This is a genomic window from Gilliamella sp. B2785 (assembly GCF_026537005.1).
GTDB classification, from domain to species: Bacteria; Pseudomonadota; Gammaproteobacteria; order Enterobacterales; family Orbaceae; genus Gilliamella; species Gilliamella apicola_E.
This window is the reverse complement of record NZ_JAFNNC010000005.1, coordinates 25,852-49,555: the sequence shown is the minus strand read 5'-3', so window position 1 is coordinate 49,555 and position 23,704 is coordinate 25,852. Positions and strand designations below refer to the sequence as shown.

At 34.4% G+C, this 23,704-nt stretch carries 19 protein-coding genes and 1 pseudogene; 11 read left to right on the top strand and 9 right to left on the bottom strand.

The annotated features are described in order from the left end of the window. Nucleotides 1-672: 672 nt before the first annotated feature. A pseudogene (locus J3U24_RS06930) lies at nt 673-2,841 on the bottom strand (Tex family protein); the annotation flags it as partial. Nucleotides 2,842-2,885: 44 nt separating this feature from the next. On the opposite strand from J3U24_RS06930, the gene greB reads away from it, so the two are divergent. Beyond that, nucleotides 2,886-3,368, top strand: a complete 483-nt coding sequence (gene greB / locus J3U24_RS06925) for a transcription elongation factor GreB (RefSeq protein ID WP_065733801.1) — start codon at nt 2,886-2,888, stop codon at nt 3,366-3,368. A 15-nt stretch (nt 3,369-3,383) separates the two neighbouring features. Here greB and J3U24_RS06920 read toward each other — a convergent pair whose 3' ends face one another. The 5 genes from J3U24_RS06920 to J3U24_RS06900 all read right to left on the bottom strand — a co-directional run bounded on the left by J3U24_RS06920 (nt 3,384) and on the right by J3U24_RS06900 (nt 8,212). Next, complete coding sequence (locus tag J3U24_RS06920; protein ID WP_065733800.1) at nt 3,384-3,824, bottom strand: PTS sugar transporter subunit IIA; 441 nt, start codon at nt 3,822-3,824, stop codon at nt 3,384-3,386. Nucleotides 3,825-3,912: 88 nt separating this feature from the next. After that, nucleotides 3,913-4,836 carry a transketolase family protein gene (locus J3U24_RS06915; RefSeq protein WP_416380501.1) on the bottom strand — a complete coding sequence of 308 codons (924 nt, stop codon included), beginning with the start codon at nt 4,834-4,836 and terminating at the stop codon, nt 3,913-3,915. A gap of 5 nt (nt 4,837-4,841) precedes the next feature. Beyond that, entirely contained in the window at nt 4,842-5,639 is a 798-nt protein-coding gene (locus J3U24_RS06910; RefSeq protein ID WP_267337447.1) for a transketolase, read from the bottom strand. A 33-nt stretch (nt 5,640-5,672) separates the two neighbouring features. Further along, nucleotides 5,673-6,698, bottom strand: coding sequence for a zinc-dependent alcohol dehydrogenase (locus J3U24_RS06905; protein WP_267330660.1), 1,026 nt, complete (start codon nt 6,696-6,698; stop codon nt 5,673-5,675). A gap of 56 nt (nt 6,699-6,754) precedes the next feature. Beyond that, nucleotides 6,755-8,212 carry a PTS mannitol transporter subunit IICB gene (locus tag J3U24_RS06900; protein ID WP_267337448.1) on the bottom strand — a complete coding sequence of 486 codons (1,458 nt, stop codon included), beginning with the start codon at nt 8,210-8,212 and terminating at the stop codon, nt 6,755-6,757. Nucleotides 8,213-8,557: 345 nt separating this feature from the next. Here J3U24_RS06900 and J3U24_RS06895 point away from each other — a divergent pair, with 345 nt between their 5' ends. The 3 genes from J3U24_RS06895 to J3U24_RS06885 all read left to right on the top strand — a co-directional run bounded on the left by J3U24_RS06895 (nt 8,558) and on the right by J3U24_RS06885 (nt 12,243). After that, on the top strand, nt 8,558-9,298 hold the full coding sequence (locus tag J3U24_RS06895) for a GntR family transcriptional regulator (RefSeq protein ID WP_065733796.1): 741 nt from the start codon (nt 8,558-8,560) through the stop codon (nt 9,296-9,298). 92 nt (nt 9,299-9,390) lie between these two features. After that, the gene (locus J3U24_RS06890) at nt 9,391-10,482 is read left to right on the top strand and encodes a YcbX family protein (protein ID WP_267330662.1); all 1,092 of its coding nucleotides are present in this window, start codon (nt 9,391-9,393) and stop codon (nt 10,480-10,482) included. A gap of 75 nt (nt 10,483-10,557) precedes the next feature. After that, nucleotides 10,558-12,243, top strand: a complete 1,686-nt coding sequence (locus tag J3U24_RS06885; RefSeq protein ID WP_267337449.1) for a tetratricopeptide repeat protein — start codon at nt 10,558-10,560, stop codon at nt 12,241-12,243. Between the two features lie 56 nt (nt 12,244-12,299). On the opposite strand, the gene J3U24_RS06880 is transcribed toward J3U24_RS06885, so the two are convergent. Continuing rightward, on the bottom strand, nt 12,300-12,881 hold the full coding sequence (locus J3U24_RS06880) for a cell division protein ZapC (RefSeq protein WP_141677448.1): 582 nt from the start codon (nt 12,879-12,881) through the stop codon (nt 12,300-12,302). A 295-nt stretch (nt 12,882-13,176) separates the two neighbouring features. Next, complete coding sequence (ilvC, locus tag J3U24_RS06875; RefSeq protein WP_065733793.1) at nt 13,177-14,655, bottom strand: ketol-acid reductoisomerase; 1,479 nt, start codon at nt 14,653-14,655, stop codon at nt 13,177-13,179. A 171-nt stretch (nt 14,656-14,826) separates the two neighbouring features. Here ilvC and J3U24_RS06870 point away from each other — a divergent pair, with 171 nt between their 5' ends. The 7 genes from J3U24_RS06870 (at nt 14,827) to ruvC (ending at nt 20,308) form a co-directional block, all read left to right on the top strand. Beyond that, complete coding sequence (locus J3U24_RS06870; protein ID WP_065563416.1) at nt 14,827-15,054, top strand: YhdT family protein; 228 nt, start codon at nt 14,827-14,829, stop codon at nt 15,052-15,054. A 10-nt stretch (nt 15,055-15,064) separates the two neighbouring features. Then, complete coding sequence (gene panF, locus J3U24_RS06865) at nt 15,065-16,516, top strand: sodium/pantothenate symporter (protein ID WP_267330664.1); 1,452 nt, start codon at nt 15,065-15,067, stop codon at nt 16,514-16,516. After that, on the top strand, nt 16,491-17,357 hold the full coding sequence (gene prmA, locus J3U24_RS06860) for a 50S ribosomal protein L11 methyltransferase (RefSeq protein ID WP_267330665.1): 867 nt from the start codon (nt 16,491-16,493) through the stop codon (nt 17,355-17,357). The genes panF and prmA overlap by 26 nt, the downstream gene beginning before the upstream one ends. A 36-nt stretch (nt 17,358-17,393) precedes the next feature. Then, the gene (gene dusB, locus J3U24_RS06855; RefSeq protein WP_065563413.1) at nt 17,394-18,392 is read left to right on the top strand and encodes a tRNA dihydrouridine synthase DusB; all 999 of its coding nucleotides are present in this window, start codon (nt 17,394-17,396) and stop codon (nt 18,390-18,392) included. 16 nt (nt 18,393-18,408) lie between these two features. Then, nucleotides 18,409-18,705, top strand: coding sequence for a DNA-binding transcriptional regulator Fis (gene fis, locus J3U24_RS06850; RefSeq protein WP_034883623.1), 297 nt, complete (start codon nt 18,409-18,411; stop codon nt 18,703-18,705). 371 nt (nt 18,706-19,076) lie between these two features. After that, nucleotides 19,077-19,820 carry a YebC/PmpR family DNA-binding transcriptional regulator gene (locus tag J3U24_RS06845; protein ID WP_065563412.1) on the top strand — a complete coding sequence of 248 codons (744 nt, stop codon included), beginning with the start codon at nt 19,077-19,079 and terminating at the stop codon, nt 19,818-19,820. Then, entirely contained in the window at nt 19,820-20,308 is a 489-nt protein-coding gene (ruvC, locus tag J3U24_RS06840) for a crossover junction endodeoxyribonuclease RuvC (protein ID WP_065563411.1), read from the top strand. Before J3U24_RS06845 ends, ruvC begins: the two co-directional genes overlap by 1 nt. Before the next feature lie 174 nt (nt 20,309-20,482). Here ruvC and J3U24_RS06835 read toward each other — a convergent pair whose 3' ends face one another. After that, nucleotides 20,483-23,695: an efflux RND transporter permease subunit gene (locus J3U24_RS06835; RefSeq protein WP_267330666.1), complete on the bottom strand. Its 3,213-nt coding sequence runs from the start codon at nt 23,693-23,695 to the stop codon at nt 20,483-20,485. Nucleotides 23,696-23,704 lie beyond the last annotated feature (9 nt).

Below are 23,704 nucleotides of genomic sequence, written 5' to 3'. Positions count from 1 at the left end.
TGATTGATAAAAATTGTTACCTATTTCAAATTTTAAAAACGCGTATAAGCAATAGAAACCATTAGAAAGTTATTAAATTGCATCCATGTAACGGTATATTTTTATTTAATATCTAGAGCAAAAACGACTATGTCGCTATCGAAAAAGTGTAATATTCAAATGTTGTTAATAAACTAATTTAAGAATATCAAAATAAGAAATGCTATTAAAAAGATCAGCGCAAAGTAGTTTAACTTTACTAACAGGCTGATTAAATAAGATAATTAATTGTATATGTTAAAAATAATCTACACAATTGTGCATAGTATATAATAATATATACAATATGGAATAGCTAAATATCAATTTATTGATATTTAATGGTTCTCAAATGAATATTTATTAAAATAATAATTCTAAATAAAGTGATTGAGCTCCTGATTTGATTTTTAATCACTGGATTTATCATCAATAATTTTATTAAAATATTTTGAAATTAGCGTTAAATAAAAAAGGAGGCATTAACCTCCCTTTACAAATAAAATATAACTGAATTTATTTTCCTTTTTTAAAAGCTGCAGCAAAAGCATTACCCATTGCACTATTTGTAATAGGCGCTGACTGTCCACTTTTAGAAGTACCGGTTGATTTATTCGTTCGAGCTTTGGCCCCTTCTACTTTTGGCGTTGTTGGATCATCAAGTCGCATCGATAAAGCAATACGTTTGCGGGCAATATCCACTTCAATCACTTTAACTTTAACAATATCACCAGCTTTAACTACCGTTCGTGGATCTTCAACAAATTTATCAGATAATGCTGATATATGAACTAAACCATCTTGATGTACACCAATATCAACAAAAGCACCAAAATTGGTAACATTGGTTACCGCACCTTCCATAATCATGCCTATTTTTAAATCTTCCATTGTTTCGATGTTATCAGCAAACTGGGCCGTTTTAAATTCGGGCCTTGGATCTCGTCCGGGTTTATCAAGTTCTTTAATAATATCAGTGACAGTTGGAACACCAAAATGGTCATCAACGTAATCAACCGCTTTTAATGATTTCAGATAATGAGTATCACCTAAAATTTCTTTTAAAGATTTATGATTTTTCTCTAAAATTCGTTCAACTACCGGATAGGCTTCAGGGTGAACAGCCGATGCATCAAGTGGATTTTTACCCTCCATTATGCGTAAAAAACCAGCACATTGTTCAAACGCTTTAGGGCCTAAACGACTAACTTTTAACAACTGTTTGCGATCGGTAAATTGACCATGTTCATTACGCCAATCTACAATATTTTGGGCAATAACTTTATTCAATCCTGCAATACGGGCAAGTAACATCATTGATGCAGTGTTTAAATTTACCCCTACCGCATTTACTCCATCTTCAACCACCGCATCAAGTTTTTTAGCTAATTGGGTCTGACTAACATCATGCTGATATTGCCCCACCCCAATGGATTTTGGATCGATTTTTACTAGCTCAGCTAATGGATCTTGTAAACGACGAGCAATGGATACCGCACCACGAATTGATACATCCAGATCAGGGAACTCTTGAGCAGCAAGCTCTGATGCAGAATAAACAGAAGCCCCAGCTTCGCTGACAATAACTTTTTGCCCTTTTACTTCCGGATACTTTTTCTGAACATCAAGATAAAAACGTTCAGTTTCACGAGATGCCGTGCCATTACCAATTGCAACTAATTCCACTTGATGTTTAATGCAAAGTGCAGCAACAATCATTGCTGCTTTATCAGCTTGTCCTGTATGAGGATAAATCGTTTCGGTCGCAATAAGTTTACCTGTAGAATCCACAACAGCAATTTTTACACCTGTTCGTAAGCCTGGATCCATTCCCATGGTGACTTTCATACCTGCAGGTGCAGCCATCAACATATCGTGTAAATTTGCTGCAAATACGTTAATTGCTTCCTCTTCAGCACGTTCACGCAAAGTGGTCATAAGCTCGGTTTCCATGTGCATTAAAATCTTAATTCGCCATGTCCAATTAATAACTGCTTTACGCCATTTATCTGCAGGTTGATCATTAAAATGAATCCCTAAATGCTCTGTAATAATTTGCTCGCAATAGCTCTCTTTTGGCGTTTCTTCAAATTGCGGATCGGCATTGAGTGAAAGTTGTAAAAATCCTTCATTTCGTCCTCTAAACATCGCTAAAGCACGATGAGAAGGCACTTTTGAAATAAGTTCACTTTGTGCAAAGTAGTCTCTAAATTTAGCACCTTCTTCCTCTTTACCAGTAATAACTTGAGATACAAGATGCGCGTTATTCCAAAGATAATGACGAACTTTAGCAAGTAAAGCGGCATCTTCAGCAAAACGCTCCATTAAAATATAACGGGCACCATCTAAGGCAGATTTAGTATCAGCAATGCCTTTATCTGCATTGATATATTTTTCAGCTTCAGTTTCTGGATTGAGATCGGGATTTTGCCATAAATCGTCAGCGAGAGATTCAAGCCCTGCCTCGATTGCTATTTGACCGCGGGTACGGCGTTTTGGTTTATAAGGAAGATAAAGATCTTCTAATTCCGTTTTACTAAGCGTATCAGTAATTTTTTGGCTTAATTCTGGGGTTAATTTACCCTGTTCCTCAATTGATTTTAAAATTGTTTGTTTACGATCTTCTAGTTCTCGCAAATAACTTAAACGGCTATCTAAGGTACGTAATTGGGTATCATCCAGACCTCCGGTCACCTCTTTACGATATCGAGCAATAAAGGGAACGGTACTACCATCATCTAATAACTGAATGGCAGCTAAAACTTGTTCTGGTTTTACGGTTAATTCACCCGCTATAATATGGCTAATTTGATTATTTATCATGATATCTCTGTATATCTCGTCGATTAACGGAATTTATATTCATTATGCAAAAAGCTAATTATATAACAAGAGAGGGCTACTTGGCACTCGATCGTGAATTGAAATATTTATGGAAAGAAGAAAGGCCTCGTGTTACTCAAGCTGTTTCTGATGCTGCAGCCCTTGGCGACCGTAGTGAAAATGCGGAATATATTTATGGAAAAAGACGTCTTCGAGAGATTGATAGACGTGTTCGCTTTTTAACCAAACGTTTAGAAATATTAACGATTGTCGATCCTGACCCAAGACAAGAAGGAAAAGTATTTTTTGGGGCTTGGGTCAAATTGGAAGATGATTCAGGAAAATTACATATCTACCGTATTGTTGGCAGTGATGAATTCGATCCCAAAAGAAATTGGATATCGATTAATAGCCCTGTTGCCAGAGCTTTAATTGGTCATAAAATTGATGATGAAATAGCAGTCATCACACCAAACGGTAAAACGTTTTATTATATTATTGATATCAGTTACCAAGAATTTGTTTAGATATTATTTTAATAATTACCTAAATAATAGGTTCTCAAATTCAATTTTATTATCAACATTGATTAAATTATCGAGCCGATTGTCTTCTTCTAACCATTCTATGAGTTCTGACATCGCATCAATATGCTTATTATTGTCTGACGCAGCTAACATAATAAGCAAAGATATTTTTTCACCGTCAGGAAAAATAACAGGATGAGTGCATTTCAGTAAAGAAAATTTTGTTTCTTCACATATTACACCATTTTCTGAGCGAGAATGCGGTAAGGCAAAACCATCTGCTATAATAAAGTACGCACCAATTTGATTAACATTATCAATTATAGATGTTATATATCTTTGTTCGATAATATTATTTTCGATTAATGAATTTCCAACTAATTGAATCGCACTTTTCCAATCCAAATTTTCTTCATTAAACTGCCAATATCTTTCAAAAATAGGATGTATGGACATATTTATTACTCTTTTATTACTCATTATTAATTTTTTTATATCGATGATTAATATGGTTACAAGCTACCACTTGCAACCATCATCTATTTTAAGATACAACTTTCAAAAATTGGTCACAAATATTTTGACCACTAATTCCGTATTTATCTTTTAGTTGACCACTTTTTCCTGATTCAGTAAATGTATCAGATACACCTATCCTTATCAGTGGTTTTAAAATACCATTTTGCATACTTTGTTCAGCAATTAATCCACCAATACCACCATTGATACTGTGATTTTCAACGGTTATAAGAACATTGACATGTTGGCATAAAGATTTAAATTTTTCTTGATTGAATGGTTTGATACAAGCTAAATGTATAAGCTTTCCTTTATGACCAAGTGAGGTTAATTTTTGATAACCGTCATTAGCTTGTTCATAACTTGCTCCTTCGAAAATAATAGCAAAATCATTTCCTTCATTGATCACAGCATCAATGTCATTAACTCGAGGAACCTTGGTTTTATCACGGATTGGCATTGGCTCACGAGCCACTCTAATATAAACAGGGCCTTTAATTTTGGCTGCTTGTTCAAATGCTTCGTAAACTTCATCTGCATCAGCTGGTGATAAAACGGTTAAATTTGGCAAGACTCTCGTTAATGCAATATCTTCTAACGCATGATGAGAGGCACCATCAAATCCACCATCCACACCTGGATGAGTACCAACTATTTTAATGTTTGCATTTGCATAACAAGATTGTCTGAGCTGCGTCCATACCGTTCCTGTTGCAAAAATAGCAAAATCGATAAAAAATGGAATTAATCCTTCAAATGATTGTCCAGCTGCAAAGCTTAATGCTGATGCTTCAGCTATGCCCATCTCAAAAAAACGTTGTGGGTAAGCTTGTGCGAACTGATCAGCACGAGTTGAACTAGCTAAATCACAATCAATAACAGTGATCGGAAAGTTATTTTCTGCTAATTGAATTAATGCTTTACCAATTGCATCCCGAGGTGCTTTCATTTCTATCATTGTAAATCCTCCATAGCTTGTTTGTACTCGGCATCAGTTGGTGTTTTAGAATGCCAATCACCATTATTTTCCATAAAACTAACCCCTTTTCCTTTGATGGTATGAGCTAAGATAGCAATTGGTTTACCTTTATAATGGCGAGCTAATGCAAAGCTATCCACTATTTGTTCCATATCATTACCATCGGTTAATTCAATTACGTTCCATCCAAAAACTCGTAATTTGTCAGCCAATGGTTCTAATCTACATACTGAATTAACCTCATCATGAGAAGACAATTTGTTATAATCTATAACCGCAACTAAATTATCCATTTTCATATGAGCGGCTTGCTGAAGTGCTTCCCAAATTTGTCCTTCATGCATTTCACCATCACCAATCATTGCATAGACTTTATTTGGATCATTATTGAGTTTTTTGGCAGCGGCCATTCCTAATGCAATTGATAAACCTTGTCCTAATAACCCTGTATTAGCATCAAGTTGTGGAACTGTTTTAATATTAGGATGTCCCTGTAAACGAGAATTTAAATTACGAAAAGTAATCATTTCTTCATCTTTAATAAAACCTAATTGATTAAGTAGTGCGTACTGAATTGCAACCGCATGCCCTTTACTCATGACAAGACGAGCTCTAGGACTTTGATTAAAATTAATTTCGTTTTGATAAATATAGGTCATGATATCAGCTATTGATAATGCCCCACCTGGGTGACCAGCTCCAGAACGATATATCATTGAGACAATATCACGTCTTGCTTGTTTAGCTGATTTTTTTAACTGTTCAATATTCATTATTTCCTCACTTATTCTAATCCTTTATTAAACTCAACATTTAATAAGCACTTTGAGTTTGCCATCGAGGTTTCCTGATATAGCTTGTTGAAAGGCTTTATCTGCATCTTCTAATGGAAAGACTTTTTCATAGATTATTTTTGATAAGTCAGTTTGAACTTCCTTTCGACTTAACAATTTTGCCGTATTAATAAGATCTTCTGGTGTATACATATGGCTAGAAATAACAGTTATTTCCGATGATTGTAATTCATGAAGATTAACGCTATTTCCTTTAGCATATTGCGCAATAAGCACTAAATATTCTGGCTTTCTTTGTGAGTCAATAATTTCATCAAGTACATTTCGCACTCCTGAACATTCAAAAATAATCGGTCTGATTTTTGAATCTAAAATATGAACTTCACAGATACTATTATTTACTGTAAATCCAAGTTCATTAAGTAATTTAACTCTAGTTTGATTTGTTTCAATAATAATTGGCTTTAAGTTATAAAGGTGCTTTAAAACCAATCCGGTCACAACGCCTATAGTGCCACCACCAGTAATAATGATCGGATAATTATTTATATTTATATTCTCTAGGAGTTTAACAGCATGATAACCAACCGCTAAAGGCTCAAATGTGGCAGCTATTTTAAGATCAATGTTGTTATCTAACTTAACCAAATGATCGAGATCTACAGTTATGTATTGAGCTAAAGTTCCATCTAATCTAAATCCCATTACACGACGATTTACTCGACAGATATTGGGATAGCCATTAATACAATTAACACATTCTCCACACCCAACAAGTGGATTTATTGCAACATGATCACCGATTGAAAATCCTTTATTATTAGAGTTTACTTTAGTGATCACACCAACCGCTTCATGGCCTTGAATAAAGTTTGTTGGTGGCTTCAATGAAGGGTGCATTCCCAGGTAAAAATGGGTATCTGAACCACAGATACCACCATATTCAATTTTAACAACAGCATTTCCTTCTTTGAGTAACGGTTCAGGAAGTTCAACAATGTCTGTTTTTTTTATATCAGTTATTTTCACTGCTTTCATATTTTGTCTCTGTTAAAAAAATTATAAAATTCTTACTTCAATAAGACCGTACAATATTAAGATAAGGCTTCTTTTATCTTGTTGATTAATTCATCTAATTTAGGATCACCAATATAGTTTTTAATACTTACTATTGGCTGTTTTACCTTATGGCTAGCTCTTTCAACTAATCGTTCTTGAATAACAACAAGATCAGCTTCTTGCGGTACATTTTCGATGGAAAAATGTTTTACAATAATGTCTTTAGCAACACCGTTTTCCTTTAGTTGTTTTTTGAATCTTGATGCACCTAGTGCACTTGAACCAGCTCCAGCGTCACAAGCAAAAGCAATGAATTGAATATTTTTTAGATCAACTTCTTGTTCATTTTGTTGAGATTGATTTGATAACTGAATGTCAGCTTTGGCTTTCAAATAAGCTTTATTGCTTCCTTCTAATTTTGTATCAAGCACTTCTTGTTTTGAATTAGAGAAATCTTCATCTTTTTCAGTAATTGGACTGATTTTAAGTAAAAAACTACAACCAATAAATGAAACTATCGCAGCGGCGCCTATACCACATATTGTTGCAAGATGTTTTCCAGGAGGTGTAAGAGCTAAAAAGGCAAAAATTGATCCTGGAGTAGCACCTGCAACCAATCCGGCATTCATTAGTGAAAAGACAATAATCCCAGCTGCCGAGCCTAACATGAGAGGAAAAATCATTAGTGGTCGCATATAAACATATGGAAAATACATTTCATGAATACCGCCAAAGAAATGAATAATAGTTGCTGCCGGTGCAGATTTTTTACTCATACCTTTACCGAAGAAACAGAATGCTAATAGTAGACCTAATCCTGGACCAGGACTGGCAAATACCATGAAGTAAACCGATGATCCATTAACTAAAGCATCTTTCATTCCTAACTGATAAAATATTGCCTGATCAATAGCATTATTGAGGAAAAGTACCCTAGTAGGCTCAATTAATAAGGCGAGAGAAGCTAGATAACCCGTTTGTAATAATCCATCTATTGCTGCAGCGATAATATTAGTGATGGATAGCATAAATGGGCCAATAAAATAATAGCCTAAAATTGCTAATCCCATTCCTAAGAAACCTAATGCAAAATTTTGAATAATATTTTCAAAACCATTAGGTAAACGATTTTCTAATAATTTATCAAGCTGTTTACTACAATAACCACCCAATGGGCCCATAGCCATTGCACCTAATAACATAGGTATGTCTGAACCAACTACAATCCCCATTGTACCGACTGTGCCAATTATTGCTCCGCGTTTACCTCCAATCATGTCACCGCCGGTATATCCAACAAGCATTGGTAACATATAAGTAATCATAGGGCTAACTAGGCTGCCTAGTTGTTCATTCGGCAACCATCCTGCTGGAATAAAAAGAGCGGTAATAAATCCCCAAGCCATAAAAGCACCAATATTTGGTATGACCATTGCTGTGAGGAATCCACCAAAACTTTGAATTTTAGCTCTAATTGATATTTTTTTATCCATAGTAAAATTCCTTAAAATTTAAAATACATACGCATATTTAATATGACTAGTCATTATAAATAGCAAGCAAATAATATTTTATAGAAAAATAATGTATATATAATTTTATTCAAAATGTTAAGTTAATCACATTTTAATTTTTAAGTTATTATGAATATACATATTTTAATTTGTTTACTATGATTTAGGTTTATTTAAGGCTGATATAAATAAAATTGAGTATGAATAAACTTTAGAAGGAATAAGGTTGAATGGCGTTGAACCTATTTAATATATAGTCAAAATATTGCTATCTGAGGTTATTTGAATGAAAATGATAACTAATAGAAAAATTGAGGAATCAAAATGAGTGGTAACATAACAACAAAACAATTAAAAGTTATCAATTACATTACTAATCTAATAGAAGAAAAAAACTTATCTACTGGTGAGAAAATTGATACTGAAGTTAATATTGCAAAGATTTTGGATGTAACTCGTACCACTGTTAGAGAAGCCACCAGACATTTATTAGAAGAAGGACTAATTTACCGTGTCAGAAAGTCAGGATTACATGTAGGTTCATTTGAGCGAAATATTAATCTAACTGGTAAATTTAATGTAATCTCTCATTTCGATTATCAGGCTAAAAAACAAGGTTATAGGGGAGCTAGAAAAGTTCTTTCTGCAAGTATAATTCCTGTTCCAAGTGAAGAATTGGCCAATTTACTTAAATTAAAGCGAAATGATTTTGTTTATAAAATTGTTAGATTAATGTTTTTTGATAATATTCCTGTATCAATAGAGTTTACGTTAATACCTGCAAATTTATTTCATCAGTTCGAATTTAGTCAATTAGAGATATCAAAATTTGGTTATATTGAAGAGATCACAGGAAAAAAAGTAAAAAAACGAATTCAAAACATTATGGCTGTAAATGTCGATGATGAAAAAATTGAGAATTCATTAAATATAGCTAAAAATACCGCCCTACTAAAACTTGAGGAAGTCACATATCTTGAAGATGATACCCCATGCGAACATAATACTTCTTTTATAAAAGCAGAATATCATCCTATACAAAATATCATTGAACGACGATTGTAAGATAGCTTAGGAATGAATTTATGGCACTTAAATATATAAATCCCTAATAATTAAATATATAATTTGATCAAACTAATTAAATATTTGCCGATATGATTGCCGTTAAACAACTCTTTATCTATCCGATTAAATCAATGCAAGGTATTGCATTGACGCGTGCCAAGAGTATTGATGGTGGCTTTGAATATGACCGTATCTTAATGATAAGTGAACCAGATGGAACATTTATAACTGCCAGACAATATCCAGAGCTGTTAAAACTTAAAACGGTAATAATTGACAACCAAGTGCAGGTGTCATTACCAACTAACGAATCAATCGTGATTAATTTCGATGAGTTTTCACTTAGTAATGAAGCAACCGAAGTTTGGGGAAATCACTTTACATCACATATTGCGCCAATTAAAGTTAATCAATTTTTTAGCCAATTTCTTCAAAAAGATGTGCAATTGCGTTGGATCGGCAAAAAATTGAGTCGAAGAACTAAACGTTATCCAGATGTGCCAGTTAGTTTTGCTGATGGTTATCCTTATTTGTTGTTAAATCTTGCATCATTTAACTATCTTGAACAACAGTGCCCTGAAAAATTAGATATTCGCCAATTTCGTGGCAATATTATTATTGATGGCGCACTCCCTTTTGCAGAGGATGGATGGAAAACCATTAAAATTGGTGAGTTAATATTTGATATCATCAAACCTTGTACTCGTTGTGTATTAACCACGTTCAATGTCAATTCAGCCAAAGCTTTACCTAATAATGAACCTTTAAAAACTTTAAGTTATTTTAGAACTAATTTGGATGGTAAAATTGATTTTGGTATGAATATGATTGCTCGAAATCATGGTACTGTATCGATTGGTGATAAAATTGAGGTACTTGAACGCCAACCAGCTAAAAGCTATATTAAAAACTTTCCTACAGAATCAATAAAAGACTATCAACCTTGTACAATTACTTTCCAAGATAAAAAAATTAAAGGTAATAATCAGCAAACAATTTTAGAACAACTTGAACAACATCATATTTCAATTCCTAACTCTTGTCGGGCTGGTGTATGTGGTCGTTGCTCAGTATTATTAACAAAAGGGGATGTAAAACCTTTAACTCAATCAGCGATTAAACAAAATAAACATATTCTAGCCTGTAGTTGTGTTCCAAAAGGTGATATCACTATAGAATAGAAAAATAATAATTTTTATTATAAGACAAAGAATTTAATTTATTAAAATAATGGAATAAATATTAGGCTACAGTGGATGTTAAAAAAATTATTTTTATTTACGCTTCTCGGTTCCCTTTCTACATCTGTATTTTCTTTAGATCATTATAAAATGGTTTTCGACAATATAAAGGAAAAAAAAGAAGAGAAAGTCCTTAAAGAATTAGAAGAAGGCAATACAACAAATCTAACTTATCTTACTCAGCTAGGGATGAGTTATATTGAATTGGCTAATACACTTCACAACAAAAGTTGCAATAAAATTCATAACATTCATGATTTAGTATCAACTTGGAAAGACCAATTTATTTTGACTAATGATATCTATTATGGTGTGTATGGTGAAGAAGATGATCGTAATAATTACTTGTCTTATAGATGTAAAAACCTAGAAATTGACATAATAAACGTTTTCATAAAACCTAAATTAATAGATAAAGGATTATCATTAATTCGAATTGCAATAATGAATGGTGATTTAAACACCATTAAATTAGTAATGACTTTAGAAGATATTAGAAAAAATCCTAATTACTATTATTTTCATGATTTTATTGAATATATGAAAAAAGAAAATAATCAAAAAGTAAATGGTTATGTATCTTTTTTAATTGGTCAAGCATATCTTACTGGTAAATCTATTGATAGAGCTCCTGGTAGAGCACTTTGGAGATTTTCTGAAGCTAGAGATATTGGTGAACCATCTTTACCCTACTTTATTGCTCTTGCTAAAATTGAAGCTCAAATTGATACTTTATTGAATTCTAAATATCTGTTTGATGAAAAAATTTATAAAGATGAAAACACAGAGGTTGATAAAAGTATCTTGGATGGTATGCAAGATAACGCATTTCGAGGGGATATTCCTTCCTTACTTTATTTGAGTGGCTACTATTTAAATGAAGTTAAAATGAACAAAGCTTTAATGTATTTTAAAAAGGCTTGCGCATTGTCTTCTTCTCCAGCATGTGAAATATATAAGAACAATCTCAAATATTCATACCATAAAGAACTCTATCCGTTATTGGAAAAATTCGACAAGGATAAACCTGATCCTAGAATCGCCATAAAAATAGCTAAATGGTGTGAAAAAAATTACAAATATTTACCCGCTATTTATTTTTACTCTTATGCTGCGGATAATGATCCTAAGTTGTTTCTTCACATAATTGACTTATATTCTAAAACTAGTCTTCATGAAGATGACCAAGATAAAAAAATTATGGAAAATTATATTAAATATTCCAATTATGTTAAAAATCCTCACATTTTAGGATACATTGCTTCGAGGTTCAGTTTTATTACAGAGATAGATAAAAAAATTTATTGGTTAAAAGAAGCAGCTAAGGCAGGGGATTGGAAAGCTAACAGTTCTTTATCTAAGCTATATATGGAAGGTTACTATGTTCCTCAAGATTTTCCTAAAGCAATTTACTGGTTCAAAAAATATTGCTTTCAAGGTGGCTATAGTACTCCAGGTTGTAGACCTTTATATGAATTACGTAAAGATCCTGAATTACAACTTGCGTTAAAAAATAATGATATGGATGCTCAATACAAAGTAGGTTTAATGTTTTTTGATGAAGAACCATTGTGGGAAGCTGGACTGGATTATATAAAAAAAGCAGCTGAACAAGGGCATGAATTCGCAAAAGAGAAGTTATTGGATCATGGTAATCGTACTAAAATGGATTACTTTATAATATATTACATGCCGGGTTGATAAGTTTTAAAAGAATCAATGAGTAGTATCATACTACTCATTTTTAATTAAGATAATTAGGAAATAGCTTTTAATTCCAACTGCTCATTAACCAACGTCATAGAGCTTTCTGTTTTTACAAACTGATTAGCTAATGCTAGTCTATCATTCATCACTTTAATCGCTTCTGAAAAACAGAAGGTTTTGTTCATAGCCACAAACGTCGGTTGAGCAACAATGCAAAGCGATGCGTTTTCACCAGCTTCAACGACCAATAAACATACCCTTTGACCGGATTCTTGTAGGTTTACTTCCACAATATCAGCAACTTTGGGATTATAAAGCATAGGTTGCTGAGAAAAATACCAGCTCTTAGGCATTTGTGGTTTCAAAAAATTTGAAGCAACAATTGCATTAATTGATAATTCAATTTTTTGAGCGTCACTCAAAATCAAAGATTGACAACTATCATAAAATAGATAATAAGCTGTTGCGTCATCGACAGAAAACGAAAACTCACTAAATACATCAGGTATTAGTGTTTTACTTGCATAATTACAACGAAATAACATTTCTGATGAAATTTCAAGCATTAAGCTGTCGTATTCATTATCAAAATACCAACGCCAGCTATCAGTTGGTCGAAAAGCCATTTTCATTGATATTTTATCCTTACAAATTGAACTAAATTTGAACAAAATATACCATAACTAATATAAAAAATAAATAAAAAGTTAAAATAAAAAATTTTTAATTATTTAATTTTTAAAAGTTTTATGAAAATCTTAGAAGGATCCGAATGATCTAAGTTGGATCCTTTTTTTGATCCTTGATCCTTTGTGATCAAATCGTAATTTTACAAAATATTAAATGCAGTTAAAGCTTGATGTTAAGATACTTTAGACATAAAAAAAGGTGCTTATTAGCACCTTTTTCATAACTGATTAAGATCAATTAACTTGCTACATTGATCCTTTTCATATCTGTCATATAGCTACGAAGTTTACGCCCAACGATCTCAATTGGATGGTGACGAATAGCTTCATTAACATCACGTAATTGTGCATTATCAACACTGCCTTCAGGTATAGCTTTACCTAAGTCACCTGCTTGTAACATTGGCATGAATTTCTCTTTTAATAATGGAACAGCTGCATTAGCAAATAGATAGTTACCATATTCAGCGGTATCAGAAATAACGACATTCATTTCATACAAACGTTTACGAGCAATTGTATTTGCAATAAGTGGTAACTCATGTAGTGATTCATAATAAGCTGATTCAGGTAAAATACCAGATTCAAGCATAGTTTCAAATGCAAGTTCAACCCCTGCTTTAACCATTGCTACCATAACAACACCTTGATCAAAATAAGCTTGTTCGTCAATCTTACCTTGATATTCGGCAGCTTTTTCGAATGCAGTTTCACCCGTTTCTTTACGCCATTTCAATAAGTTAACATCATCGTTAGCCCAATCTTTCATCATCGTTGATGAGAATTCGCCTGAAATAATATCATCCATATGTTTACGGTAAAGATCAGTCATGATCACTTTTAATTCTTTAGCTAATGCATTCGCACGTAATTTAGCAGGATTAGATAAACGATCCATCATTAACGTAATACCACCTTGTTTTAATGCTTCAGTGATCGTTTCCCAACCAAATTGTAATAATTTACAAGCATATGCAGGATCAACGCCATCTGCGACAAGTTTGTCAAAGCAAAGTAATGATCCAGTTTGCAACATACCACATAAGATCGTTTGTTCACCCATAAGATCAGATTTAACTTCAGCAACAAAAGAAGACTGTAAAACACCCGCTCTATGACCACCTGTTGCAGCAGCCCATGCTTTAGCAATTGCTAAACCTTCGCCTTTAGGATCATTTTCAGGATGGACAGCGATCAGAGTTGGTACACCAAATCCACGTTTATACTCTTCACGAACTTCTGTTCCTGGACATTTTGGCGCAACCATCACTACTGTGATATCTGGACGAATTTTTTCGCCAACTTCAACGATGTTAAAACCGTGTGAATAACCTAATGCTGCACCCTTTTTCATCAATGGTTGAACAGCTTGTACTACAGCTGAATGTTGCTTATCTGGAGTTAAGTTGATAACTAAATCAGCGGTAGGAATTAATTCCTCATAAGTTCCAACTTTAAAGCCATTTTCTGTTGCTTTTTTCCATGATGCTCTTTTTTCTGCAATAGCTTCTTTACGTAAAGCGTAAGAAATATCTAAACCAGAATCGCGCATATTTAGCCCTTGGTTAAGACCTTGAGCACCACAACCAACGATCACAATCTTTTTGCCTTTTAAAAAGTTAGCTTCTGATGCAAATTCATCACGAGCCATAAAACGGCACTGACCTAGTTGTTCTAATTTTTCGCGTAAATTTAATGTATTAAAATAGTTAGACATTATTCTCTCCATGAGTTGAATTATTTTTAATCAGAGCACTATAGCGTAAAATCATAATTGCGAAAATTGATATATTTAGAACATTATATTGCATAAATTGCAATAAACTTGCCAAGTTAAACACTTTCTTTTACTCTAAGTTCCCCCAAATTAATTAACCATTTATTTAATATGGATACTCGTTACAAGCAGGCTAATAAAGAAGCAAAGCTTTCATTGTTACTTACTCTTATCTATTTCGCTGCATGGGTAATTAGCGCTTATAGTTTAAAAGATCAAAAAGGTTTCATAGGTTTACCATTATGGTTTGAGCTGTCATGTATAATGGTACCATTCGGTTTTATCTTGTTATGTTATATTGTGGTAAAAAAACAATTCAAAAATATTCCATTAGAATAGGCCATTAAGCGTGCAATTAGATATTATTTTTCCTCTTATTATTTACCTTATATTTGTATTTGCGTTATCAATTTACGCTTATATAAAAAGAAAGAAAGTAAACCAATTTACTGACTATTTTATTGGTAATCGCACCATGGGCGGTTTTTTACTGGCGATGACCTTGGCTGCAACTTATATTAGTGCTAGTTCATTCATCGGTGGGCCAGGGGCTGCTTATAAATATGGACTTGGCTGGGTGCTTTTATCAATGATCCAAGTCCCTACTGTATTACTTTCACTGGGCATTTTAGGTAAAAAGTTTGCTATTTTAGCCCGTAAATACAATGCAATAACGCTTAGTGATATGCTCTATTCTCATTATAAAAGTAAAATGATTGTATGGTTTGCAAGTATCGCTTTAATTACTGCTTTTGTTGGTGCGATGACAGTACAATTTGTAGGAGGAGCCCGTTTATTAGAATCATCTGTCGGTATTCCTTATGACAATGGATTAATTATTTTTGGATTCGGCACAGTAATATATACGGCTTTTGGTGGTTTTAGAGCCAGCATTTTAAATGATGCTTTCCAAGGCTTAGTTATGATAATCGGTGCCATTTTACTTTTAGTCGCAATTATTTACGCTGGTGGTGGGATTACAAATATTATTGACCGTTTATATACAATCGATCCGGCTTTATTAACACCACAAGGACCAAATAATTTTATGGACTTCCCTTTTATGGCTTCTTTTTGGGTTTTAGTCTGCTTTGGTGTTGTTGGTTTACCACATACTGCTGTTCGTTGCATGGCCTATAAAGATAGTAAAGCGGTTCACCAAGGTATTATTATTGGTACTATAGTTGTAACAATTATCATGTTAACTATGCATTTATCTGGAGCACTCGGTCGTGCGATAGTGAGTGATTTAACGATTCCGGATCAAATTGTACCCACATTAATTATAAAAGTTATGCCTCCTTTGGCTGCAGGAATCTTTTTGGCTGCACCACTTTCAGCTATAATGTCCACAATTAATGCCCAACTACTACAAGTATCATCGGTTATTATTAAAGATCTATTCCTAACGATAAGACCAAATACCAAATTTAGTGATAAAATGCTAACTCGATTATCAGTTACCATTACCTATTTCTTTGGTGGATTATTGATATTAGCCGCATGGAAACCACCCGAAATGATCATCTGGCTTAATTTACTAGCATTTGGTGGGCTTGAAGCAGTATTTTTATGGCCATTAGTACTCGGATTATACTGGAAAAAAGCGAATGCAACAGGGGCACTTTGCTCAATGTTAGCTGGTGCAATAAGCTATACTCTTCTCGCTGTTTATAACATTAAGATTTATGCTTTCCATCCAATCATACCATCGTTACTGATCGGATTAGTTGTATTTATTATTGCCAACCTATTTGGCCAAACAGGAAAAAACTATGCCTTGGATTCAACTCAGAATTAACACTACTAATGAATTAGCTGAACAAATCAGCGAGCAACTAGAAGAATCGGGTGCTGTATCAGTCACTTTTCAAGACACTTATGATAACCCTGTTTTTGAACCGTTACCTGGTGAAACGAAACTTTGGGGAAACACCGACGTAGTTGGACTTTATGATGCTCAAATAGATATTGATGAATTAAAAGCGATACTAAATCTAGACCAATATTCCTATAAAATAGAACAGCTAGAAGATAAAGATTGGGAAAGAGAGTGGATGGATAACTTTCATCCAATGCAGTTTGGTAAAAGATTATGGATATGCCCTAGCTGGCGAGACATTCCTGATCCTAATGCAGTCAACGTAATGTTAGATCCTGGTCTAGCATTTGGAACGGGGACCCACCCGACAACAGCATTATGTTTAACTTGGTTAGATAGTCTAGATCTAAACAACAAGATTGTGATTGATTATGGTTGCGGTTCAGGCATTTTAGCCATTGCTGCATTAAAATTAGGCGCTAAGCGAGTCATTGGAGTAGATATTGATCCTCAAGCGATCCAAGCAAGTCGTGACAATGCTGAGCGAAATAATGTTAGTGAAAAAATTGAACTATATTTAGCAAAAGATCTTCCAAATAATTTACAAGCAGATGTTGTTGTCGCAAACATATTAGCTGGCCCTTTAAAAGAACTTGAACCACAGATCAATAACCTTGTAAAAACTAATGGAAAACTAGGATTATCAGGTATTTTAGCCACTCAATCTCAAAGTGTATATGAAGCATATCAGACTCATTTTGAACTTGATCCTATTATTGAACAAGAAGAGTGGTGCCGAATTACTGGTAAAAAAAAGTAAAAATGTGACATTACCCCCTTTTAACTTAGAGGAAAAATGCGTAATATAGCCGACCTTAATTTGCTTAGCATTGGCAAGGTCACATTAAAAAACAATTTAATTGCGGCCCCTATGGCAGGAATAAGCGATAAACCATTTAGAAATTTATGTCATCGCTTTGGTGCAGGAATGACTATTTCTGAAATGTTTTTAGCTAATTCAGATGTATGGCATACTGACAAATCAGCATTAAGAATGATTTCAACTGATGATGTTGGTATACGTGCAGTCCAAATTGTTGGCTCAGATCCAGATGAAATGGCTAGAGCTGCTGAATTTAATGTCAAACATGGTGCTCAATTAATTGATATTAATATGGGATGCCCTGCTAAAAAAGTAAATAAAAAATTAGCTGGTTCTGCATTAATGCAGCATCCAGATCTAATAAAAAATATTTTGCAAAAAGTTGTTGGCTCAGTTGATGTGCCAGTAACACTAAAAACTCGGACTGGATGGGATAAAAATAATAGAAATTGCATTGAAATCGCACAAATTGCGCAGGATTGTGGCATAAAGGCTATTACTATTCATGGGCGAAGTCGTGCATGCTTATTCAATGGAGAAGTCGAATATGACTCCATAAAAGCAGTGAAAGAAAAGGTAACGATTCCGGTAATTGCAAATGGTGATATTTGTACACCAGAACAAGCAAAAGATGTTTTCAAATATACGCAAGCTGATGGTATAATGATCGGCCGAGCGGCACAGGGGCGACCTTGGATATTTGAAGAAATTGCATTCTATTTAGCACACGGACAGTTAAAAAAAAATAAAACAATTGATGAAGTCGAACAAATTGTGTTAACACACCTTGAAGATCTTTATCAATTTTATGGAGAATACAAAGGATTAAGGATTGCCAGAAAGCATGTAAATTGGTATACCAAGAGTTATGCTGATAGTGATCAATTCAGGCGCTTATTTAGTGTACTTAGCAATACAAGTGAGCAAGTAAAAACACTAAAAGCATTTTTTAGTCAAATTAGAAACAAATAAAAGAGTTAAAAATACTATGTCAGAACAACGCGTTACAGCTGCAGCACTTAAATTTACAACTGTAAACTCTCAAGACCAAATAACACAAAAGCCTTTACGAGATTCGGTAAAACAAGCTTTAAAAAACTATTTATCACAATTAAATGGTGAAGATCCTACTGATCTATACGAATTAGTGTTAGCTGAAGTTGAACACCCATTCCTTGATATGGTTATGCAATATACTCGTGGCAATCAAACTCGAGCAGCAAATATGCTTGGTATCAACCGTGGTACTTTACGCAAAAAATTAAAACAATATGGAATGAGTTAGTAAAAATTTTAAACCATATTATATTTAACAAATTAAAAGCGCTGCTTGATAGGGCGCTTTTTTTATTTTTTACTAACTAAAAATTTATTCAAGCCTAAGAGCACTAAACAAGTGTTGCACAAAGCTTATAGAGCGATTTTTTAATTATTAATACAATTTAACGTTATATACCTATAAGTACTATTCTTTTCAAACTTTCAGCAATAAATAAGACCAATGTTGTATACCCACATACTCAACTTTGATTGAAATGACTCTAATAAAAACTTTATTATTAACAGCAGAAAAGGAATAAAGAGATTGATAATGAACTTTAGCTAAAAGTTTGTTAAAATAGCTCGATTTTTAAATTATTTAATCTGGAGAATTTTATGGCAGGTCATAGTAAATGGGCCAATACCAAACATCGCAAAGCAGCTCAAGATGCTAAGCGCGGTAAAATCTTTACCAAAATTATTCGCGAACTTGTAACAGCAGCAAAACTTGGTGGTGGCGATCCAGCGTCTAACCCTCGTCTACGAGCTGCTATGGACAAAGCATTATCTAACAACATGACTCGAGACACTATGAACAGAGCAATTGCTCGTGGTGTTGGTGGTGAAGATGATACTAATATGGAAACTATCATCTATGAAGGTTATGGACCAGCAGGTACGGCAGTAATGGTAGAATGCTTAAGTGATAATCGTAACCGCACGGTATCAGAAGTTCGTCATGCTTTTACTAAAACGGGTGGAAACCTAGGTACTGATGGTTCTGTATCTTACTTATTCACCAAAAAAGGCGTTATCTCATATCCAACTGGAACTGACGAAGATCAAGTCATGGATGCTGCGCTTGAAGCTGGTGCTGATGATGTTGTGACATATGACGATGGTGCTATTGATGTATTTACAACACCTGAATCATTCGGTGAAGTTAAAGATGCACTAGATGCAGCAGGCTTAGTCGCTGAATCAGCTGAAGTTTCAATGATTCCAGCCACTAAAGTTGATTTGGATATAGAGTCTGCTCCAAAACTACTACGTCTTATTGACATGCTTGAAGATTGTGATGATGTTCAAGAAGTTTATCATAACGGAGAAGTGTCAGACGAAGTTGCAGCAGCGCTCTAATGACTATCATTCTGGGGATTGACCCAGGTTCTCGTTTGACGGGTTACGGTGTAATTCGCCAAACGGGACGACAACTAACCTATCTTGGCAGTGGTTGTATCCGTACTGCAGTTGATGACTTACCAACGCGTTTAAAACGTGTCTACGCCGGAGTAAGCGAAATCATCCTCCAATTTCAACCAGACATGTTTGCTATTGAACAAGTGTTTATGGCTCATAATGCCGATTCCGCACTAAAATTAGGTCAAGCACGAGGTTCTGCCATTGTTGCAGCGGTTAATAATGATTTACCCGTTTTTGAATATGCTGCACGATTAGTTAAGCAAAGCGTAGTTGGAACAGGAGCAGCGGATAAAAAGCAAGTACAGCACATGGTTAAGTTATTACTTAAACTACCTGCAAGCCCTCAAGCAGATGCCGCTGATGCGCTCGCAATCGCGATTACCCACGCGCATATGACCCAACACTTAGTTAAATCACATCGATAAAGTCTAATATTTAAAAAAATCACCTCAATATCTGGTTTATATCACTCAAAAACCCCGTTCCTCAACGCAAAATTTAACTGAATACAAACTCAATTATCGTTTAAAAGATTAATTCCCAAAAGCACATAAAAAAAGCACCAAGATTATTGGTGCTTTTTAAATCTAACCTATTGGTTATTTATTTTCAGTGTTGCCTGTAAAGTTAGTTGGCAATACGACTTTATTCTTATGTTTAGTAAATACTTTAGTTACAAATAAGAAGAATAGCGGAACATAGAATATCGCCAAGAATGTTGCTGTCAACATACCACCGATTACCCCTGTACCTACCGCATTCTGGCTTACAGAACCAGCACCACTACTTGTTGCTAATGGATACACACCAAGAATGAAAGCAAACGAAGTCATTAAGATTGGACGTAAACGTAGACGACAAGCTTCTAACGTTGCATCGATTAATGATTTACCTTCTTTTTCGAGTGCATCTTTAGCAAATTCCACAATCAAAATAGCATTCTTAGCCGATAAGCCCATCGTAGTCAAAAGTCCAACAATAAAGTAAATATCGTTATCAAGACCTCTAAACATCGTCGCATATACGGTACCGATAATACCTAATGGGATCACAAATAGGATCGAAATAGGTACTGTCCAGCTTTCATATAGAGCGGCTAACGACAAGAACACCACAATGATTGAAATATAATAAAGTGTTGTAGTTTGAGAGCCTGTTTGACGTTCTTGATAAGAAATATCTGTCCAGTCAAACGAGAAGCCCTTAGGTAAGTTTTTAGATAATTCTTCCATAGTCGCCATAGCCTGACCAGAACTCAACCCAGGGGCTGCCGAACCACTAATACCCATTGCCGCTACACCATCATAACGAACAAGTGATGGTGAACCATAACTTTTTGTTGTGGTTGCAAAAGCATCATAAGGTACCATTTCACCTTTTTGATTTTTCACATGCCAGAAACTAAAATCATCAGGAAGCATTCGATAAGCCGCATCAGATTGTAAATAAACCTTTTTAACACGGTTATTATAAACAAAGTCATCAATATAAGCTGAACCTAATGCAGTTGAAAGCACGGTATTAACACTACTTACCGCAACACCAAGCGCTTGAGCCGTTTCGAAATCCACATTAATTTTATATTGTGGAACATCTAACATACTACCAGGACGAACTTGTTGTAACTTAGGATTTTGAGAAGCTTGTCTCAATAATTGGAAAAATGCGCCCATCAATGCATCATGTCCAAGGCCAGAGGTATCTTTTAACATATATGAGAAACCATTAGCCATACCAAGTGACGGCACTGCTGGTACATTGGTAATAATGACACGACCTTCAGTTATTGTTGAAGCAAATCCCCAACCACTACCAACTAAAGCATCAACTTTTTGGTCTGGACGAGTACGCTCATCCCAATCTTTTAATCGAATAAAGCCAAGCCCCATATTTTGACCACGACCAACCATACTAAAACCAGCAACAGTAAAGATTTCCTTCACTGAGTCAGCCTTTTTCTCCATATAGAAATTAGAGGTTTTATTCAACACACCCATGGTTTGTTCTAATGTAGAACCGGGTGGTAATTCGACCATGACAATTAATACACCCTGATCTTCATTTGGTAAAAAGCCAGTTGGTAAGCGATTAAAGCCAAATATTAAAGCAACAACAATTAACGCATAGCAAATAAATGAAACGAGAGGATATCGAATAAATTTAATTACACCTTTTTCATAGGCATGTAAACTTTTGTTATATACATTATTAAATTTATTGAAGAACCATTTAGTACCAATTGAAAACCAGCTAAATGGAGGCATACTTCCTAATTTTTCACCAATCGTAGCTTTCTTAATTTTGCTTTTTGACGGCGCTTTTAAAATTTGAGCACAAAGTGCTGGTGTTAACACAATTGCCATCACCACTGATAATGACATTGACGTTACAATAGTGATTGAAAATTGACGATAAATCCCCCCTGCTGCACCACCATAAAATGCCATTGGTACGAATACTGCTGAAAGTACCACAGCAATACCAACTAAAGCAGAAGTAATTTGTTCCATCGATTTAACGGTTGCATCATAAGGCGAAAGCCCTTCATCATGCATAATACGTTCAACGTTCTCAATAACCACAATGGCATCATCGACCAGAAGACCGATGGCCAGTACCATAGCAAACATGGATAACGTATTAATGGTAAATCCACAGATATATAGAACCGCAAACGTACCTAACAATACTACCGGTACAGTGATGGTTGGAATAAGTGTAGAACGCAGATTTTGTAAAAACACATACATAACGATAACAACCAAAATGATTGCTTCGATTAAGGTATGTACTACGTTGTTGATCGATAATTTAACAAATGGTGTTGTATCATAAGGATACGCAAATTTAATATCCTCAGGGAAAATATGAGACAACTCTTCAATTTTTTTGTCAACTTTCTCAGATGTATCAAGTTGGTTAGCACCTGTTGCTAAATAAATACCTAAACCGGCTGATGGTTTACCATCATAACGAGAAAGGAAATTATAATCAGCTGCACCAATTTCAACTTTTGCTACATCTTTTAATAAAACATTTGAGCCATCTGTATTAACACGAAGTAAAATATTTTGAAATTGCTCTGGTGTTTTTAAACGTGATTGAGCAGTAATGGTGGCATTAAGTTCTTGCCCTTCAGTGGCTGGTAAAGCACCTAATTGCCCTGCAGTAACCTGAGCATTTTGCGCTTGGATAGCACTAATAATTTCTTCAATCGACAGATTAAAATAATTAAGTTTATTTGGATCTAACCAAATACGCATTGCATATTCAGAACCAAATAACTGTGTATCACCTACCCCTTGTACACGACGAATCTGATCTTGTACAGTTGAATAAATAAAGTCAGCTATATCTGCTTGTGTTTTTTGAGGATTGGTTGAGTAGAAGCCGATAACTTTTAAGAAGTTGGTGTTATTTTTAGCAACCGAAACCCCATTTTTTTGAACACTTTCTGGTAAACGAGATTTAATACTTTCTACTTTATTTAATACCTGTACCTGCGCAAAATCAGGGCTAGTACCTGGTGCAAAAGTTAACGTAGTTTGTACCACACCTTGAGCACTACTGGTTGATTTCATATAAATCAAATTATCCAAACCAGTTAAGTTTTGCTCAATTAACTGCGTAACTGTATTTTCAATTGTTTGTGCATCAGCACCTGGATAAACCGCTGAAACCGTAACAGCAGGTGGTGCAATATCAGGATACTGTTCAACAGCAAGTAACTTAATACACAAAGCACCGCCCAGCATCATCATGATAGCAATTACCCATGCAAAAACAGGTCTATCAATAAAAAACTTAGCCATAATTAAATC